This window comes from Dehalogenimonas alkenigignens, assembly GCF_001466665.1.
In the GTDB taxonomy this organism is placed as follows: domain Bacteria; phylum Chloroflexota; class Dehalococcoidia; order Dehalococcoidales; family Dehalococcoidaceae; genus Dehalogenimonas; species Dehalogenimonas alkenigignens.
This window is the reverse complement of sequence record NZ_KQ758903.1, coordinates 1,280,331-1,298,114: the sequence shown is the minus strand read 5'-3', so window position 1 is coordinate 1,298,114 and position 17,784 is coordinate 1,280,331. Positions and strand designations below refer to the sequence as shown.

Annotated in this window: 16 protein-coding genes and 1 tRNA gene; 13 read left to right on the top strand and 4 right to left on the bottom strand. The window is 51.3% G+C overall.

Annotation, left to right across the window (positions count from 1 at the left end; translation table 11 throughout):
• The first annotated feature begins 18 nt into the window (after positions 1-18).
• Positions 19-858, top strand: coding sequence for an alpha/beta hydrolase (locus tag DEALK_RS06820; protein WP_065128730.1), 840 nt, complete (start codon positions 19-21; stop codon positions 856-858).
• On the opposite strand, the gene uvrA is transcribed toward DEALK_RS06820, so the two are convergent.
• The 3 genes from uvrA to glgB form a co-directional block, all read right to left on the bottom strand.
• Positions 855-3,683, bottom strand: coding sequence for an excinuclease ABC subunit UvrA (gene uvrA / locus DEALK_RS06815; RefSeq protein WP_058439509.1), 2,829 nt, complete (start codon positions 3,681-3,683; stop codon positions 855-857). The two genes, DEALK_RS06820 and uvrA, sit on opposite strands and share 4 nt — an antisense overlap.
• Before the next feature lie 648 nt (positions 3,684-4,331).
• Positions 4,332-5,309, bottom strand: coding sequence for an ROK family protein (locus DEALK_RS06810; protein ID WP_065128850.1), 978 nt, complete (start codon positions 5,307-5,309; stop codon positions 4,332-4,334).
• 21 nt (positions 5,310-5,330) lie between these two features.
• Positions 5,331-7,202, bottom strand: coding sequence for a 1,4-alpha-glucan branching protein GlgB (glgB, locus tag DEALK_RS06805; RefSeq protein WP_058439507.1), 1,872 nt, complete (start codon positions 7,200-7,202; stop codon positions 5,331-5,333).
• 160 nt (positions 7,203-7,362) lie between these two features.
• Here glgB and DEALK_RS06800 point away from each other — a divergent pair, with 160 nt between their 5' ends.
• The 11 genes from DEALK_RS06800 to DEALK_RS06750 all read left to right on the top strand — a co-directional run bounded on the left by DEALK_RS06800 (position 7,363) and on the right by DEALK_RS06750 (position 15,629).
• Positions 7,363-7,857, top strand: coding sequence for a hydrogenase maturation protease (locus tag DEALK_RS06800; RefSeq protein ID WP_058439506.1), 495 nt, complete (start codon positions 7,363-7,365; stop codon positions 7,855-7,857).
• Positions 7,858-7,964: 107 nt separating this feature from the next.
• A tRNA-Lys gene (locus DEALK_RS06795) sits at positions 7,965-8,037 on the top strand.
• 92 nt (positions 8,038-8,129) lie between these two features.
• The gene (locus DEALK_RS06790; protein ID WP_186007589.1) at positions 8,130-8,924 is read left to right on the top strand and encodes a DUF7839 domain-containing protein; all 795 of its coding nucleotides are present in this window, start codon (positions 8,130-8,132) and stop codon (positions 8,922-8,924) included.
• 96 nt (positions 8,925-9,020) lie between these two features.
• Positions 9,021-10,421, top strand: coding sequence for a cobyrinic acid a,c-diamide synthase CobB (locus tag DEALK_RS06785; protein WP_058439504.1), 1,401 nt, complete (start codon positions 9,021-9,023; stop codon positions 10,419-10,421).
• A 125-nt stretch (positions 10,422-10,546) separates the two neighbouring features.
• The gene (rlmN, locus tag DEALK_RS06780) at positions 10,547-11,581 is read left to right on the top strand and encodes a dual-specificity RNA methyltransferase RlmN (RefSeq protein WP_058439503.1); all 1,035 of its coding nucleotides are present in this window, start codon (positions 10,547-10,549) and stop codon (positions 11,579-11,581) included.
• A gap of 351 nt (positions 11,582-11,932) precedes the next feature.
• Positions 11,933-12,328, top strand: coding sequence for a hypothetical protein (locus tag DEALK_RS06775; protein WP_058439502.1), 396 nt, complete (start codon positions 11,933-11,935; stop codon positions 12,326-12,328).
• Positions 12,306-12,899: a phosphatase PAP2 family protein gene (locus DEALK_RS06770; RefSeq protein ID WP_058439501.1), complete on the top strand. Its 594-nt coding sequence runs from the start codon at positions 12,306-12,308 to the stop codon at positions 12,897-12,899. Before DEALK_RS06775 ends, DEALK_RS06770 begins: the two co-directional genes overlap by 23 nt.
• 150 nt (positions 12,900-13,049) lie before the next feature.
• Positions 13,050-13,334 carry a hypothetical protein gene (locus DEALK_RS06765; RefSeq protein ID WP_058439500.1) on the top strand — a complete coding sequence of 95 codons (285 nt, stop codon included), beginning with the start codon at positions 13,050-13,052 and terminating at the stop codon, positions 13,332-13,334.
• Positions 13,335-13,336: 2 nt separating this feature from the next.
• Positions 13,337-13,570, top strand: coding sequence for a YtxH domain-containing protein (locus DEALK_RS06760; RefSeq protein ID WP_058439499.1), 234 nt, complete (start codon positions 13,337-13,339; stop codon positions 13,568-13,570).
• Positions 13,571-13,642: 72 nt separating this feature from the next.
• Positions 13,643-14,767 (top strand): AI-2E family transporter, encoded by a 1,125-nt coding sequence (locus DEALK_RS06755; RefSeq protein ID WP_083496394.1) that lies wholly within the window; start codon positions 13,643-13,645, stop codon positions 14,765-14,767.
• 46 nt (positions 14,768-14,813) lie between these two features.
• Positions 14,814-15,629: a YihY/virulence factor BrkB family protein gene (locus DEALK_RS06750; RefSeq protein WP_058439497.1), complete on the top strand. Its 816-nt coding sequence runs from the start codon at positions 14,814-14,816 to the stop codon at positions 15,627-15,629.
• Positions 15,630-15,913: 284 nt separating this feature from the next.
• On the opposite strand, the gene DEALK_RS06745 is transcribed toward DEALK_RS06750, so the two are convergent.
• Complete coding sequence (locus DEALK_RS06745; RefSeq protein ID WP_058439496.1) at positions 15,914-16,597, bottom strand: Crp/Fnr family transcriptional regulator; 684 nt, start codon at positions 16,595-16,597, stop codon at positions 15,914-15,916.
• Between DEALK_RS06745 and DEALK_RS06740 the strand changes: the two genes are divergently transcribed.
• Positions 16,578-17,780 (top strand): glycosyltransferase, encoded by a 1,203-nt coding sequence (locus tag DEALK_RS06740; protein WP_058439495.1) that lies wholly within the window; start codon positions 16,578-16,580, stop codon positions 17,778-17,780. The genes DEALK_RS06745 and DEALK_RS06740 overlap by 20 nt on opposite strands.
• Positions 17,781-17,784: the final 4 nt, after the last annotated feature.

The following is a 17,784-nucleotide window of genomic DNA, read 5'->3' as shown; positions in this document are numbered from 1 at the left end:
TTGCTATATTTACATCCAATGCGTCATCTAGAAGGAACTTTCAATGTTGGCAAGCGGCAGGCGTTGTATTATCAAGCTTGGCTGCCTGCTACCCAGCCTAAGGCGGTCATCTTACTAGTGCACGGCCTAGCTGATCACTCGAGCCGGTATGGCAACGTGGTTGATTACCTGGTTCCCAAGAGCTACTCCGTTTGGAGCTACGACCAACGCGGTCACGGTAAGTCTCCGGGCAAGCGATGTTATGTTCATCGATTCGCCGACCTGACTGGCGACCTTGGTCTTTTTGTTGATTTTATAAAACAAAAAAACCCTAGTCTGCCGCTGTTCATCGTCGGCCACAGCTTAGGCGCACTGGAGGCAGCCTTGTACTGTACTAGCCACGCGGCATGGGTCACCGGCGCTGTACTTTCAGGCCTGGTGCTTAAGGCTGGAGAGAGCGTCCCCAAACGAACTCAGAAATTGGTTAAGATACTGTCTGTGATCGTTCCTCGTTTTGGCGCGAGACAACTCGAGTGTGGAGGCATTAGCCGCGATGAAACAGTCGTTAAAAACTACATTGGAGATCCATTGGTTTTTACAGGTAAGATACCGGCTCGTACGGGCGCTGAAATGATCGATGCTATGTCAAAGGTCCAATCATTAGCTGGAAAGATCAATCTGCCGGTTCTTCTCATGCATGGTGCTTCAGATCGTCTGGCTGAGCCTGCCGGAAGCCAACTTTTCTTTGACATCATCGCTTCCTCTGACAAAGAACTTCACCTCTTTCCCGGGTGTTATCACGAGATCTTCAACGAACCATGCCATGATTTCGTATTGGGTACTTTAATCCGCTGGCTGGACAAGCATATCCTCGCTTAAACAGGCAAGACTTTTTTTAGATATTCTCCGGTAACCGAGCCCGGCACCCGCGCCACTTGTTCCGGGGTGCCCTCTGCAACAATCTGCCCACCGCGGTGCCCAGCTCCTGGTCCCAAGTCGATAAGCCAGTCAGCATTCTTCATAATGTCTAACTGGTGTTCGATGACTACGACGGAGTTACCCGATGTCACCAATCGTTGCATCACCTTAAGCAGCGCCGCAACATCATCAAATGACAAACCGGTAGTCGGTTCATCCAGGATATAAAGGGTATGACCAATAGCGCGACGTGCTAGCTCCGAGGCAAGTTTAATGCGTTGTGCTTCACCGCCGGATAGGGTCGGCGCTGGTTGACCGAGCCGAATGTAACCCAAACCAACGTCGTGCAAGCTCTTAAGCTTGGACTTTATCGCAGGGAAATGGTCGAAAAAATCAAGGGCATGATCTACGGTCATATCGAGGACTTCGGCGATGTTCTTATCTTTGAATTTGATGTCTAGAACCTCGCGGGAGTAGCGTTTACCGCGGCATACCTCGCATGGCACGGTCACGTCAGGAAGGAATTGCATCTCGATCTCGATGTAGCCCTCGCCACGGCATATCTCGCAACGGCCGCCTTTGATGTTAAAGGAAAAACGTCCGGGGTTGTAGCCACGCACTCGCGCCTCCGGCACAGTGGAAAAGAGATCGCGTATAGGGGTGAAAGCCCCGGTGTAGGTTGCCGGATTGGATCGGGGTGTCCGACCGATCGGAGACTGGTCTATAGAAATAACCTTGTCAATATACTCCAGCCCTTCGATGCCATCATGGTCGCCAGGCTTTTCACGCGAACCGGAAAATACCTGGGCAAGTTTTTTGAACAGGATCTCGTTGACCAAGGTACTCTTACCCGAACCCGACACCCCGGCGATGCACACCAGTTCACCCAATGGTATCCGGACATCGATATTTTTCAGATTGTTCTGCCGTGCCCCGTGGATAACAATCTCGTGCCCATTACCCCTGCGACGTTGATCCGGTAGTGGAATTGACTTGCGGCCGGAGAGATAGGCGCCGGTTATCGAGTGGCGGCAAGCGAGGACTTCCTGTAGTGGGCCCGATACTATAATATGTCCTCCGTGCTCCCCGGCACCTGGACCAAGGTCGATGATCCAGTCAGCGGCCCGCATCATCGCTTCATCATGTTCGACGACCAGTATTGAGTTGCCCAGATCGCGAAGCCGCTTCAAAGTATCAATGAGACGGGAGTCATCAGCAGGGTGCAAGCCTACCGTCGGCTCGTCGCAGATGTAGAGTACGCCCATCAGTCCGGAACCGATCTGCGTTGCCAGTCTGATGCGCTGCGCTTCGCCGCCGGACAGTGTCGCCGAAGCCCGGTCAATAGACAGGTAATCCAGTCCCACATCCTCGAGGAAACCCAGGCGTGATTTCAACTCTTTCAAGATCTGCCTGGCGATGATCTGTTCGCGCTCCGAGAGTGGTGTGCTGGGGTCGGCGAGAGCATCAACCCAATCGAGGGAGTCGACCACCGACAGAGCGGAGATGTCGGCGATGTTTTTACCTTTGATTAGCACCGAAAGAGCTTCCGGTTTCAACCTTTTGCCGCCGCAGGAAGGACAAGGGTTGGCCACCATATACCGTTCAATACCGGCACGGACCTGCTCAGACTCCGAATCCCTGTATAGCCTATCAAGTCGCGGAATGACGCCCTCGAATCCAGAGGAATACTCTCGCGTTTTTCCGAAGCGGTTCTTGTATTTGATTTTGTTGCCATTCTCGCCGAAGAGAACAATGTCTAACTGCCCTGGCGTGAGGTGCTCCACCGGCGCGTTTAGACTGAAACCGTGTTTACGGGCAACGTCTTCAAGTTGTGAAAAGTACCACGTTTGCCACTGATAGGGATGAATAGCCCCCTCAGCTAGAGACAGTTTTTTGTTGGGGATAACCATGTCAGGGTCGAACTCCATTTTGATGCCCAGGCCGGTGCAGTCGGGGCAGGCGCCATGGGGGGAGTTGAATGAGAAACTCCTGGGTTCGATTTCACCCAGGGAAATACCGCAGTCAGCGCAAGCGAACTTTTCAGAGAAGAGATACTCCAGGCCATCGACGATTGATACGACGACGATACCCTCACCCAGTTTCAAGGCCGTTTCGACTGAATCAGCCAAGCGTGCCTGGGTATCAGACTGCCCGATAACCAGCCGATCGATGACAACCTCAATCTTATGCTTCTTTTTCTTGTCGAGTTCGATGTCTTCAGAGAGATCGCGTGTCGTGCCACCAATACGGACGCGGGCATAGCCTGACTTCCTGAGTTCCTTGAAGATGGCCTGGTGTTCGCCCTTGCGGTCCTTGACCAATGGCGCCAAGACGATAATCTTCGACCCCTCCGGCAGGGCTTTAACTGTGTCCACTATCTGTTCCACTGCCTGCATGGATATCTCCCGACCACAGTTCGGGCAGTGAGGGTGTCCGACCCGAGCGAACAGCAGTCTCAGATAGTCATAAATTTCGGTCGTCGTACCGACTGTAGAGCGAGGATTCCTCGACGCGCCTTTCTGGTCTATGGAAATGGCCGGCGACAATCCCTCAATGTAATCGACATCTGGCTTTTCCATTCGTCCCAGAAACTGACGGGCGTAAGCCGACAAGGATTCCATGTAGCGGCGTTGGCCCTCGGCGTAGATGGTGTCAAAAGCGAGGGATGACTTGCCGGAACCAGAAGCGCCCGTGATGACTACCAGTGTATCCCGAGGGATAGTGACATCTATATTCTTCAGGTTATGCTCTCTGGCGCCTTTAACAATGATCTTATCTAACGGCATTTACTTACGACTCCTTGAAAATTAACCTTGCATTATAGCTGTTTTATGTCAATTATGGCAATCATCGGGGTAGCTGCCAGCTTTCAGTTATAGGTCTTAGGCGGATGGGTTTTCTTTTTCATCTTTGTATATTTTCATAAAAATATATTTTAAGTGAAACGAAGCCGCTGATGTACGTTTGCTGATATCGCCTGATAAAGCTACGCTTCGTTTATCGATATTTTTTGAATCGAACACTTTACAATCCTTTTTGCTACTCGGCACCAAGCCAAACCGTTGACAGTAGCCTTTTCGCTTCACGATCGGGCACGCCTGTTCGACTGCCCACTGTATCGCAGCGCTTAAGTTTAGTTGTCCTGATTTACATGTCAACGCCATGCCCCCTGACCTTAATCAGCAGGTCGGAATTTGGAACTATTATTAGTTAACCTTTAGCAATAAAGATTGACATATTATAGCACATACGTTCCTTAGATATGTCAAGCGGGTGATGACGTTTTTGACAGGTACAGAGAAAAATAATTTGCCAAGTATCGATTTGGGGTAGAGTTAAAAATGGCCCGAAGAGTGTTGGCGACTCACTAGTTTAGTTGCCCTGTTGCTTTATACCTCTGGGTTTGTTACATACGATGAAGGAACCCAGATAAACTACATGACGTGGTTCCAGGCAAGCGCCGCGGCACCGATGACACCAGCATCGGCACCGAGTTCGGCTTTCATGAAGCGGACGCCTTTGAACGGTTGCTTGAAGGCGCGGCGGGCGGCTTCCTCGATGGCAGGTTTCAGTAGCAAGTCACCAATGTTCGACAACCCACCGCCGATGATAACCCGCTCCGGGTTGAAGATGTTGACTATATTAGCTAGTCCGACACCAACGTAGTAGGCGTGGCGCTTAATCAGTTCAAGAGCGAGTATATCTCCGTTAACGGCGGCGGTGTGGATGGTTTTGGCATTGAGGCAATCGATCTGCGCCCGCTCAGGTTCGGGACGACAGTAAGATAAAATGGATGTTGGTTCACCCGACGCGATGCGGCGGCGGGCTTCCCGCTCGAGAGCTTTACCGGAGGCGAGCATCTCCCAGCAACCACGGTTACCGCAGGCACATTCCGGTCCATCATCGTCAATGACCATGTGACCAATTTCACCGCCGAAGCCGCTGAAGCCTTCGTAAATTTTCCCATCGAGCACCAGACCGCCTCCAATTCCAGTGGACAGGGTAATAAAAATGAAGTGCCGACAGCCGCGTCCGGCGCCGTATTTAAGCTCGCCAATAGCGGCGGCATGGGCATCGTTGATAATAAAGACCGGTTTGCCGAACGTCCTGGCTAGCTCCTGGGTTATGGAAACGTCAGTCCACCCGGGTAAATTGGGAGAAGTATGGACAATGCCTCCGGCCGACTCAACCAAACCGGCAGCCGCGAGACCGACAGCCTTGGTGTCAAAAGGCTTGTGCCCGATAGCCCGTCCTGCTGACTCCTTGATTGCCTCTATCACCCCAGGGTGACCGGAAGCGACGGGTGTAGGAGTCAGGTCACGGCAGAGTACCTTACCCTGCCTATCGACTGCGGCTGAAAGGATTTTGGTACCACCAAGATCTATGCCGAGAACCACAGAATTCAGATTCATCATTTACGTTCGAAGTAAATCTTACGACCGGCGTTTTAGAAAAACAACCGCCAAAGGCGGCAGGGTAAGATCAAGCGAGTACGGGCGGCCGTGCCGGGGTTCTGAATAGGAATCGACCCCGCCCAAATTACCTTGACCGCTGCCGCCGTAAATCCCGGCATCGCTATTAAGTAGTTCTAGATACGACCCTGCTTCCGGTACGCCGACGCGATAATGATGATGGACCGCTGGCGTAAAATTACAGACAACCACGACCGGGGCACAGCCGGGGGCTTTACGTATAAATGCCAGCACGCAATTACTTGAATCATCGGGGTTGATCCACTCAAAGCCGTCTTCATGGCAATCCCGTTGATGCAGAGATGGTTCGCTCCGATACAGATGATTCAAGTCAGCAGTCCACTTCTGGATACCACGGTGCGGTGCGAAATCAAGCAGGCGCCACTCAAGTTCAGCGTCGTGGTTCCATTCGCCGCGCTGGCCGAACTCACCGCCCATGAACAGCAGCTTTTTGGCGTTCAAGGAGTATTGGTATCCGAGCATCAGCCTCAAACCGGCGTATTTTTGCCAGTCATCGCCGGGCATTTTTGAGAGCAGCGACGCTTTACCGTGCACTACCTCATCATGTGACAGCGGCAGGATGAATGATTCTGAACTGGAATACATGCCCCGAAACGTCAATTGATGGTGCTGGAAAGAACGGAACAGCGGATCTACCGCCATATAACGCAGAGTGTCGTTCATCCATCCCATATCCCATTTATAACCGAATCCCAAACCTCCCCGTTGAACCGGGTGGGAGACTAACGGCCATGAGGTGGATTCTTCCGCAATGGTTTGAACACCTTCAAAATCCCTGGAAATCAGGGTATTCATTTGCCGTAAAAACTCAACCGCCTCAAGATTTTCCCGGCCGCCGAGCCGATTGGTCAGCCATTCTCCCGGCTTGCGTCCGTAATCCAGATATAGCATCGAGGCGACGCCGTCTACCCGCAACCCGTCTATATGGTATTTTTCCAACCAGAAAAGGGCACTGGCGCAAAGGAAATCCCTGACTTCCTTACGGCCATAGTTGAAGAGCAGGCTGTGCCATTCGGGATGTATACCCTGCCTGGGGTCCCGGTGCTCATAGAGATGGGTGCCGTCGAAAAATGTCAGGCCGTGGGCATCGTCCGGGAAATGAGACGGCACCCAGTCCATGATGACGCCGATGCCACGCTGATGCAGGTAATCCACCAGATACATGAAATCCTGCGGCGTTCCGTAACGCGCGGTGGGCGCGAAAAACCCGGTCACCTGATAGCCCCAGGAACCGTAAAATGGATGCTCCATGACCGGCATCAGTTCGACATAAGTAAATCCCATATTAAGGACGTAATCCGCCAATTGGAGGGCGATTTCTCGATACCCGAGACAGCGGCCGCTATTCCTGCGCCATGAACCGAGGTGGACTTCATAGATGGCGACGGGCGCGTCTGTAGCAAGCTTTTTCCCCCGCTCGGCCATCCATTTCCGGTCATGCCAGCGATAACGGTTATCCCAAACCACCGATGCCGTTCCTGGCGGTGTTTCGGTATGGAAAGCGAAGGGATCGGATTTATCAGCGATATAATCCCCATCCCGCCGGCATATCCGGTATTTATAAAGGTGCCCCTTGTTTACTCCCGGTATGAAGCCTCTCCAGATTCCTGATTGCCGGTCAAAGCTGAGGGGATTCGAGGAATGATTCCAGCCGTTGAAATCGCCGATCACCGAAACGGCATCGGCATTCGGCGCCCAGACCTGGAACGATGCGCCAGGGATTCCGCCGGCGGATATAGTTAAATGGGCACCGAAATGTTCGTAAAGCCGGGAGGGGCTGGTTCCAAAGCCGGATTCTGTATCATGCGGCATAATCCAGACAGTATTTCCTTTTCCGCAGAGCAGCCATGTTGGGAATGAGAATGAAGGCGAAATTCGCCTTGGAGTACCTATATCATTAGCCGCCGGTTAAGTCAAGGTATACCCGTAAATCTGTATATTCAACCTCAATTATGGTAATTTTACAGCTATCATGAACGATGCAGCACTTCCTATTGCCGATGCTGCGGCCCTGCCGCGGATCCTGATTCTGGGCGTCGGCAATATCCTCCTTTCTGACGAGGGCGCCGGGGTAGAAGTTATAAATAGACTGAATCAATGCAAGCTGCCTGAATATATTGAATTGGTTGACGGAGCGACCAGGGCAATGGAACTAGCCGATATCATGCGCGGCCGCGACAAAGTGATTATTGCGGATGCTGTTGCCGCCGGTTCTGAACCGGGGGCGGTATTCCGGTTCGGCATCGATCAACTGGCGGAATTGCGACAGATGAGCGTTTCAGTACATGACATCGGCGTGCACGAAGCCATATTTCAATTGAGGCTTTTAGGCGAATTGCCGCCGGATATTGTCTTCTACGGCATTCAGCCGGACAACCTAGCATTAGGTGAAGGGCTTACCCCGAAAGTTAAAGCCGCGGTTGAAATAGTTAAAGAGTTCATCCTCCAGGATCTCGCAATCCTATAAACCATCTCCAGCACTACTTACCGGCCAATAAAATTCCTAACTGTTCGTTATTGAGCATAAGACCGGTTGCATAAGCCTGCGGCCTTTTGCTAAACTCATCTATGCTCGGGCCGTTAGCTCAGTTGGTAGAGCACCTGACTTTTAATCAGGGTGTCACAGGTTCGATCCCTGTACGGCCTATATCCGCCTCCTTTCACCCGCGCAAATTTCACTTCGAGATGCAGGGCATAGAACCGCAGTCAACAGTCTTTAATCTTTGATCCATGGCCACCATGATGAAAAGCATTTTGCACAACAAAAACGCCTCAACCCGTTTCCAGATCATCGTGGAGATTGCATCAAAAGGGCCAGCAATCGAACAAAAAGACATTGCGGTCGCTTTGGGAATCACCCCCCAAGCTATTTCGGAGTATCTTAAACATTTAGTCTCCGAGGGTCTGGTCCAGGTTGAAGGCCGCTCCCGCTACAGAGTCACCTCTTCCGGCGTCAATTGGATGCTCAGCGAGCTGCGTGATCTCAATAATTATGTAAACTTTGCCGAAAAGGCAGTCACCGATATCACCGTCAACGCCGCGCTGACCGAAAATGACATCGATGCCGGTCAAGAGGTTGGGCTGAGGATGAAAGACGGCCTGCTTACTGCGGGAAACGCCCGCGGCGCCGCAGCCCGCGGGACTGCTTTTCAGAATGGTAAAGCTGGAGAGGACGTCGGTGTCACTTCAGTAAAAGGTATTATCGAACTTAAACCAGGTGTCGTATCCGTAGCCATTGTGCCTTCGATAAGCGGCGGCGGTTCTGCTAAAACGAACCTGGATGCTTTAAAAGATTTTTGCCGCGGCCATAAACATATCGGGGCTGTCGGCATCGAGGCTTATGCCGCTCTCCGGCGTGCCGACATAGAGCCGAGATATTTTTATGCCGTCCAGGAAGTAGCCATTCAGGCTGTACGCTACGGTCTGGAAGTGTTCATTGTTTGTATTTCCGACGAACTGCCGGGCTTTATAAAGCGCCTGAGAGATTCCGGGTTGGAACCTCAGGTGGTTGACCTACGAGAAACCAAATCTTAAGACATTTGGGTCTGATGGTATTGTACAATCCACAGTCATATAATGAGTTGTCAATCATATGCCTAATAATCCGATGCTTTGCCTGGTCAGGATAAAATGAACATCCCGCGTTTCGTTATTGCCGGGACTTCAAGCGGCGTCGGTAAAACCACTATTTCCACCGGACTGACTTATGCGTTACACCGGCGAGGCCTGAATGTGCAGCCGTTCAAATGCGGTCCGGACTACATAGATCCAGGATATCTAACCAGGGCAGCCGGACTTCCCTGCCATAATCTGGATTCCTGGATGTTGCCTGAGGCTAACCTTAAAGAATTGTTCGCGTATTTCAACCGGGAAACCGACATTGCCGTTGTTGAAGGAGTCATGGGGCTGTATGATGGCCACCGTAAGTCCGGCGGAGGAGGCTCTACTGCCAAGATCGCGAACATCATCGAAGCCCCGGTTCTTTTGATCCTTAACATCGCCAAAATGAGTGAAAGCGCCGCAGCCATGGCTTTAGGCTACTCGACGTACGATCCGGGTGTCCATGTCTCGGGTGTTATCCTCAACCAGGTCGGCAGTCCGAGTCACCTAAGGTCCGCTAAAAGCGCGATTGAAGAACGTACCGGCTTACCTGTAGTAGGCTATTTACCCAAGGCGCCCAACCTTGTTTTACCAGAAAGGCATCTTGGCCTGGTGCCGGTTGCTGAAAGAGACAACGAATCCAATTTTCTCGACGAGCTCGGAGACTTGATAGAAGAACATATCGACCTTGATTTGTTAATCGGGCTGGCGCGTCAAGCCCCGGATTTCGCGTTAATGTCGGAACCGTTCCTTTTCCCGGCTACGCCTCAACTTCGACGATGCCGAATCGCCGTCGCCAGAGATGCCGCCTTCAATTTTTATTATGAAGCCAATATAGAATTACTTAAGGCGTGGGGCGCCGATATTGCTGAATTCAGTCCAATTGCGGATGCCGGCTTGCCGATCGGTACTGACGGCGTTTATATCGGCGGGGGCTTTCCTGAAGTATTTCTATCAGAATTGGAAAAAAATCTCTCAATGAAACATTCCCTACGTGACGCTGTGGCTGCCGGTATGCCGGTCTATGCCGAATGCGGCGGTCTGATGTATCTTTCCGGCGGTATAGCAGATTTCAAAGGCAACCGTTACGATATGGTCGGCCTGCTGCCTGGATGCTGCGAGATGCAGTCCAAACTCCAGCGACTGGGGTACACCATAGCCAGCGTGGTAAAAAACTCGCCGCTCGCCGAAAAAGGCCAGGAAGTCAGGGGCCATCTATTCCACTGGTCAAGACTGGATGCGCCGGACGTCAAATCAGCCGCCTACCGGATAATCGAACCCGAGACGCAAGCCGAAGGCTTTTGTCTGGGGCCGAACAACAATTTATTGGCCAGCTATTTGCATCTTCATTTCGGCAGCGATTCCAGATTGGCGAAACGATTCGTTGAGTCATGCGTACGTGGCTCACAGACCGCTTCGGCGAGCAGTTGACTTTACAGAGTTATTACCTCCAGTCTTATCCGCCCCTCCGAATAAAAGCTGTACCAATCTCCAAAACGGTATCTTATACATTTGGCACCTTTGTAGCCTGCAGGAAGTTTTGAGATAATTCAAACGTGATTGAAACAACCGCAACACCCCTCCTCGGTTTAAATAGCTTAGAACTCGGCTCATTGGCTAAGGCTTTTGGAGAGCCGACCTTTCGCGGCAACCAGATGGCAGAGTGGATCTACCGTAAAGGAATAATCAGCATTGGAGCCATGAGGAACCTGCATTCGTCCTTAATACGGCGCCTTGAAGAAGAATACTGCGTCGGGCGGCCCAATTTACTCAAAGAACAGAAAGCAACAGACGGCACCTTTAAACTTCTGCTGCAGCTTCAAGACAAGTGTACAGTTGAAGCCGTCGGGCTGCCCTATTCCGGCCGGTTCAGCGCTTGCGTGTCTACCCAGGTAGGCTGCCCGGTGGGGTGTGCCTTTTGCGCTACCGGATTATCCGGTTTCAAACGCAATCTTACCGCCGGGGAAATCGTCGGTCAGGTCTTGGAGTTGAAAGCTCGTGCCGAAAAACCGGTTGACCATGTAGTGTTCATGGGAATGGGCGAACCATTGCTTAATTATGATGCGACGGTCAAATCACTTCATCTTCTGGCTCAAGAGGTGGGTATCAGCGGCCGCAATCTGACTATTTCGACATCAGGCTACATCCCAGGTATGATGCGCCTGGCTGACGAAAATCTGCCGATGACACTGGCAGTATCCCTCCATTCGACCGATGACGCTACGCGGCAGCAACTCGTCCCGGGCTTCGCCCGATGGTCGGTCGCCGAAATAGTTCAGGCCTGCGCAACCTATGTCGCACAGACCGGGCGCAGGGTCACTTTCGAGTATTGTCTGATCGACGGCGTTAACGACAGCATTTTGCATGCCAGAAAATTGGGCGTATTGCTGAAAGCCCTGAACTGCCATGTCAACCTGATCTCATTGAATCCGATACCCGATTCACCATTTAAGCCATCATCCAGCTTCAGGTCGTCAGACTTCCAAAAGGAACTGATCCACTGCGGCGTCAAGGTTACCCGCCGGCAGCGTAAAGGCATCGAAATTGACGCCGCCTGCGGCCAGCTACGGCAGAAATCTATTGCCGGATAACCCTTACCAAATGGTTCATGCGGTGCTATAATCTCCTTCGAATTAATCGGTGAGGTCAGCGTATGTTCTCGTATGTTGTGGTGCAGCAGGCCTGGACCCGTTCCTCCGGGAGGTGTGAATGCGCCCGCGGCAACCACCAGCACCCGGGAAGATGCAACCGCTTGCTCATTTGGGAGCGGCGGACCGGCGAGAGTAAGCCGGGAGCTTGGGTCGCAGAAAGTAAAAGCGGCCAATTTCGGCCGGACGCCTCTGATTGCGAAATTGTCTGCTGGCAGTGCTATACCGCTGGCCGGGCATAATTAGAGGCAGTTGGGTTTTCCTAACTCCCACCGAAAAACCTATTTCCGATAGATGTCGTTAACCTTCGAATATTTCTTACTGGTTTTCATCGCCGGGCTTGGTTTTTTACAGTTCGCCGCAATGAAGGGCGGGCTCCGGGGCATCTGGCTTAGCCTCGATTCCTCCAGAAATCGCTTTTATGCAGCTGTGCTCGCTTTTCCGGCTATGCTGGCCTTTTTCACCTGGAACTACCGCAATCCTGTTGGTATCATAGAAGGGGCTCAGCAAGCGGGATTGTTTTCACTGGCTGCGGCGTTATCCATCCTTTTCACTTTGGCACTAAGCTCCTTGATTAACCGCAACAAGTTAAAACCTTCCGTAAAGTTTGACGCAGGTCTCGAAGCTCTCAAGTCGCGTACTTACTATCAAATTTTAAAGGCTAAATTTGGAAACGCTAATCAGAATTGATCAATCACTGGCTCTTTTTCTTAACTTTGTGGCAGGCCGCTTAGGTTTCATTGACGAAGTTATTAAAGGGTTAGCCAACGACTACTTCACAATAGTAGGCGGTGCGCTGGGGTTGTTTTTCCTTTGGTTCGGTTCAGAGCAAAAGGAAGACCGCCGTACAGGCCAGGAAATAGTTTTACAAGGCGCTGCCAGTATCGGGTTGACTACTCTGGCGGTTTATCTGGTCAATATATTCTTTTATCGGACCAGGCCTTTTGATGAAATCGCGGTTAACGCTTTACTCTATCAACCCACAGATTCCTCATTTCCGGCCAACTCCGCGTCCATTCTTTTCGGCTTAGCTTTTACCATCTGGTTAGGCAACCGAAAATACGGCCGAATATTTTTAACCGGAGCCGTCGTCCACTCAGTTGCCAGAGTAATCGCAGGGATGCATTATCCCGGCGATATCGCCGGCGGTCTGATGGTTGGCTTAGCCATCGCATTTTTCACCAGGCTAATTTTTAAACTATTAAAGCCGTTCATTCGATATGTACTGAGTCTTGGGAAGATCATCTACCTGGCGGATTGAGCGGACACCACCCCATCGCCCTACGACACGAGGAAATAGCATGCCGGAACCAAGCATTTTAATCCCGTTACTTGCACAGCCTAATATCGCATGTTATCATCAATTCGAACGATTGAACTAAACGCGTTAGCCGGTTCAACTGGAGGCAAAATGGGTATTGAATGGTATCGCGATCTGGTGATAGTGATAGGCGGCGTCATCGCCATTCTTATCGGCATTGTCATCCTTTTGCTGGTTATCTCCATCTACCGAAAAACCAACGCCATTTATGAACGCTCCAAGACTGTTATGAACTCACTGGAAAAAGCCGCTGACCGCGTCGAAGATTTCACCCAAACTGCCACCCAGGAACTCATCAAGCCTGTAATTGAAATCGCCGCTCTATTTCAGGGTCTCAAGGCGGGGCTGGGTGTGATTTTCAATAGGAGGAAATGAATATGTCCAGCGATTCTGGTGGCAACTTCGCTATCGGCCTCATTCTTGGCGTGGCTATCGGCATCGGTATCGGATTCATGTACGCGCCGCAACCAGGCGCCGCCACGCGCGCGTTGCTTAAAGAAAAAGCCATTGAACTATCCGACAAAGCTGAAGAATTGGCTGATAAGGTTAAAGAAGGAGCCGCGGCGGCCAGGAGCAATCTGGAAAGCCGCCTATCACCCATTGCCGAGTAAATCCGTATCCGTGCAGGTGCCCGAGACTAACGTCAATTTGGCACCGGGCGCCTAGGCATGTTGGAATAGACGGTGCAAGCCCTTCATTTGACCTCCCGTCACTGGCGCTCGATAGTATTCGTAGCAATACTGGTCGTATTTTTCAGCTTCGCATACGCACTGAGAAGCGTTCTTCTACCGTTTTTTATTGGTGTATTGGTCGCCTTCATCCTGCATCCGGCTGTTATTTGGCTCGAAAGCCATGTGACCTTTCCTGAAAAATTGAAGCGACATCGCCGGGTTATCCTGGTGGTTCTCGTTTTATTATTGCTGGCGGCTTTAATTGTCCTGGTCGCCAGTTATTTGATCGCGACCCTGATCAACACCGTTGATCAACTGCTGGACCATGCTTCCGAGATAATGGACGCGGTGATGAGTTACTTTTCCAATCTTCTGGAATCGGTGAGGACGCAATTTTCGCCAGATATTCAAGCCCGGATTGATCAATTTGTCACCGATGTCACCGACAATATCGGAACCGCTCTGGAGAATCTCGCCAGGCGGAGCTTCGACCTGATCCCCGATACTATCGGTGTAATATTTGGCTTCGCGGCGCTACCCATGTTCCTCTTTTATCTGCTTAAAGATTGGGAGAAACTGGGCAACGCGCTGCATAACAATCTCCCCCGCCAGGCGGCAATCCACACCCGCAACGTCCTGACTATCATCGGAGGAGTACTTGGAAGGTACCTCCGGGCTCAGTTGTTGTTGGGAAGTATAGTCGGCAGCGTGACTTTCATCGGTTTATTACTGATGCGTGTGAATTTCGGACTGGCATTGCTTCTGGCATTAATCGCCGGCGTATTCGAGATGGTGCCGACTATCGGACCGTGGATCAGCGGACTTTTTGCCCTGATCATAATACTGGCGACCTATCCCGACCTTGTCGTCTGGGTGATTGGCCTGTTCCTGTTTGTCCAACTAATGGAGAACAACCTCCTTGTGCCGCGGATCCAAGGGCAATTGCTACATATTCATCCAGCTGTGGCACTACTCTTGCTTGTACTTGGCGCTTATACCGCCGGAATATGGGGTATTCTGCTCGCAGTGCCTCTAACGGCAACCATTGTTCAGATATTCTATTACTTGAACGACGCCTCCCGCTTAGAAGACCACCTGCCGTTGCTGCACCATGACGCGACGATCTTTCAAAAATAGGTTCAACCGACTTAAGGACCGGCTGTTATCCGTCACCGGAATCCGGTTGGCGGTCGGTACCATCGAGGAACTTGGCCGGGACGATGCTTCCCATCTGGCGGCCGGAGTTGCTTATTTCGCGATGCTGTCGCTGTTTCCGTTGCTGCTTGGTTTTATCGCTTTAGCCGGTATTTTTTTGCCTTCCGAAACAGTTCAGCAGGCTATTCTCCGCTTCATGGAAGACAACCTGCCTATCGCCGCAGATATTGTTGTAGAAAACATCGAAAGCATTATCGCTTCACGGAATATAGTCGGCGTTATCAGTTTTATCGCCCTGATATGGACCAGTTCAAGCATGTTCACAGCTATCGGCGTGGCCTTGAACAGGTCTTGCGGCGTATGCGAACGACGGCCTTTTTACCTGCGAAAACCCCGAGATATTTTATTATCGCTGGGAGCAGGTTTCCTATTTTTGGTCTCCGGCGTACTGCCAACGGTTTTTAATTTACTCCCCGCGGTAGTCATCCCTTTCTTCGGGAATACAACAAATGCCGCATTGCTGGCAGTGGGCTCTATTCTCACCTGGGTTGTCTTTACCGTCATGTATACTTATCTTCCAACGACCAGACACGCTTGGCACTATATTTGGCCAGGCGCGGTACTGGCAACGGCCTTGTTTGAAGTCCTGAGGTATGTTTTTATCTACTTCGTTGTGCAGTTTTCGCGGATTACGGTCATATATGGCCCAATCTATTCGGCTATCGCTTTGATGATCTGGATCTACCTCTCTGGACTGATACTTCTTGCCGGAAGTGTTTTCAACGAACAGCTGCGCCGTCTGGCGGAGGGAAATCTCACTCTCGATGCCGATAAGCCTATCTAAATGAGCCCATGGGCCCCATTTTCAACTCTCCGGCTTCGACTCCCTGGAGACCAATTCATATTCCCAACGGATGGCGCCGCGGCCGCAAATATATTCACAAACTCGGCAGTCACCGCAAGCATCGGTTTCAATACAAGAAATCCTATTTCCCACAATCGCTAAAACACCCTGGCCGCAGGCAGCGACGCATAAATTACATCCATCGCATAGAACCTGGTCAATTGTTATCGCGGGCGGCACATTTCTATTATCGACGAGTGCCGCCGAAATGTATGTGACTTTCATCATGCGGCCTTATCTTCGAGTTTTACCCGGTCTTTAATTACGATCTTGTGACGGTCTACCCTGATAATACCTTCGTCTTCCAGGCTTTTAAGTGCCCGCGCCACCACTTCTCGGGCAGTGCCTGCCATTGAAGCCAGATCCTTTTGTGTCAGGTAAGGGGCCGGTTCCCGGTTTATCTGGTCAAGCAGGATACGCGCCAGACGGCCGGCTACCGGTCTGAAAGAAAGATCGGCAACAAGGCTGCTCAAATCCCTCACTCTGCCGGCAAGCAGGCGGGCAATATTCGAAGCAAGTCCACTTAAACGGCAGGCTCTCTCAAGCAACGCAGGGCCGCTGATATAATACAGTAGAGCTGGGGTTAAGGACTGTACTGTTGCTGGTACGGTGCCGCTATCAAAAGCGGCGACGTCATTGAAACTGTCGCCGGGCCTGACAAGGCTGACTATCTGTTCTTTGCCCCCTGAGGAGGTGTTGTATATTTTTAACGCCCCGGAAGCTACCAGGTAGAGATTATGGTCAGCTCCGCCTTCCAAAGTTACAATCTCACCACGCCCAACCTGCCGCTCAAAAGTCAGGTGGGACACCTCTTTCATTTCATTGGTAGAGAGCCCGATAAAATAAGGGCTGCGGGCAAGGAGTTGCTCCTTAGCAATAATGTTCAGCGTGACACTCGATCCGGACATGCCAGGAATTATAGACACTGCCGGTATTTCCGGCAATGAAGTTCTCTGGTCCGTAATTGGAATCAACTTGACGCTTCGTACCTGCTCAGATAGCATTGTGGCTATGAATAAGCCTCATCTAACTATTGTGGTACCAACATTTAAAGAAGCCGCCAACGTGCCAATACTGCTGGAACAGGTACACTCGGCGTTGAAAGGGTACCCTTTTGATGTTCTGGTGATCGATGACAACTCGCCTGACGGAACCGCTGATATTGTTCGTCGTTTTTCTGAACAATTTCATGCAAATGTGATCGTCAGAACCGATAAACGCGGTTTAGCTTCAGCCGTTGTCGACGGGTTTAACGCAGCCAAAGGCAAATTGATCGGGGTCATGGACGCCGACCTCCAACACCCGCCGGAGGTGATGAGCCGGCTGGTGGCAACAGTAAACCAAACAGCAGCCGATATCGTTATCGCCAGCCGCTACGTTCCGGGCGGCAGCGTCGGCAACTGGTCATTTATCAGAAAACTAATCTCACGAGGCGCGGTATTCCTTGCCCACTTGCTGCTTCCGTCAACCAGGGGGATCAAGGACCCCATGAGCGGCTGTTTTTTATTTCGACGCGAGGTTATCTCCGGCGTGGGATTAAGCCCGGTGGGTTACAAAATACTGCTGGAAGTCATCTGCCTGGGCAGGTCAACTAAAACCGTTGAAGTGCCTTATGTTTTTGAAAACCGGCGAGCCGGAACGACTAAATTATCGATGATAACCCAGACTGACTATTTACGACACCTTGTTTCCTTAATGCGACGTACTGGTGAACTCCGAAGGATGCTGAAATTTATCGGCGTCGGGCTCAGCGGTTCGGTGGTTAACTTGAGCCTGATCGCGTTATTGCGGGAAGCTGTTGGTTTTAACTACCTGTTGGCCGGCGCAATAGCTTTCGAGATTTCGGTTATATGGAATTTTATGTTAAATGATCGATTCACTTTTAGCGATCGGAAACGCGATGGTTCAAAATTCATCAGCCGGCTGTGGCGATTCAACACCACCAGTCTGGGAGGCTTTATCATTTACGTTTGCCTGCTGGCAGCGTTGACCGAGTTAATAGGGCTCCATTATATCTTATCAGCGGCAGTCGGAATCATTGCCGCCTTCGGCTGGAATTTCTTTATCAACAGCACCTGGACATGGAAGTAACACC

What these genes read in the sequence shown, in the direction of transcription:
- DEALK_RS06775 (WP_058439502.1), top strand. Translation starts at nt 11,933, where the DNA reads ATGTCGTTAACCTTCGAATATTTCTTACTGGTTTTCATCGCCGGGCTT.
- DEALK_RS06790 (WP_186007589.1), top strand. Translation starts at nt 8,130, where the DNA reads ATGATGAAAAGCATTTTGCACAACAAAAACGCCTCAACCCGTTTCCAG.
- DEALK_RS06745 (WP_058439496.1), bottom strand. Translation starts at nt 16,597, where the DNA reads ATGTCCGGATCGAGTGTCACGCTGAACATTATTGCTAAGGAGCAACTC.
- uvrA (WP_058439509.1), bottom strand. Translation starts at nt 3,683, where the DNA reads ATGCCGTTAGATAAGATCATTGTTAAAGGCGCCAGAGAGCATAACCTG.
- glgB (WP_058439507.1), bottom strand. Translation starts at nt 7,202, where the DNA reads ATGCCGCATGATACAGAATCCGGCTTTGGAACCAGCCCCTCCCGGCTT.
- DEALK_RS06785 (WP_058439504.1), top strand. Translation starts at nt 9,021, where the DNA reads ATGAACATCCCGCGTTTCGTTATTGCCGGGACTTCAAGCGGCGTCGGT.
- DEALK_RS06760 (WP_058439499.1), top strand. Translation starts at nt 13,337, where the DNA reads ATGTCCAGCGATTCTGGTGGCAACTTCGCTATCGGCCTCATTCTTGGC.
- DEALK_RS06800 (WP_058439506.1), top strand. Translation starts at nt 7,363, where the DNA reads ATGAACGATGCAGCACTTCCTATTGCCGATGCTGCGGCCCTGCCGCGG.
- DEALK_RS06765 (WP_058439500.1), top strand. Translation starts at nt 13,050, where the DNA reads ATGGGTATTGAATGGTATCGCGATCTGGTGATAGTGATAGGCGGCGTC.
- DEALK_RS06820 (WP_065128730.1), top strand. Translation starts at nt 19, where the DNA reads ATGCGTCATCTAGAAGGAACTTTCAATGTTGGCAAGCGGCAGGCGTTG.
- DEALK_RS06810 (WP_065128850.1), bottom strand. Translation starts at nt 5,309, where the DNA reads ATGAATCTGAATTCTGTGGTTCTCGGCATAGATCTTGGTGGTACCAAA.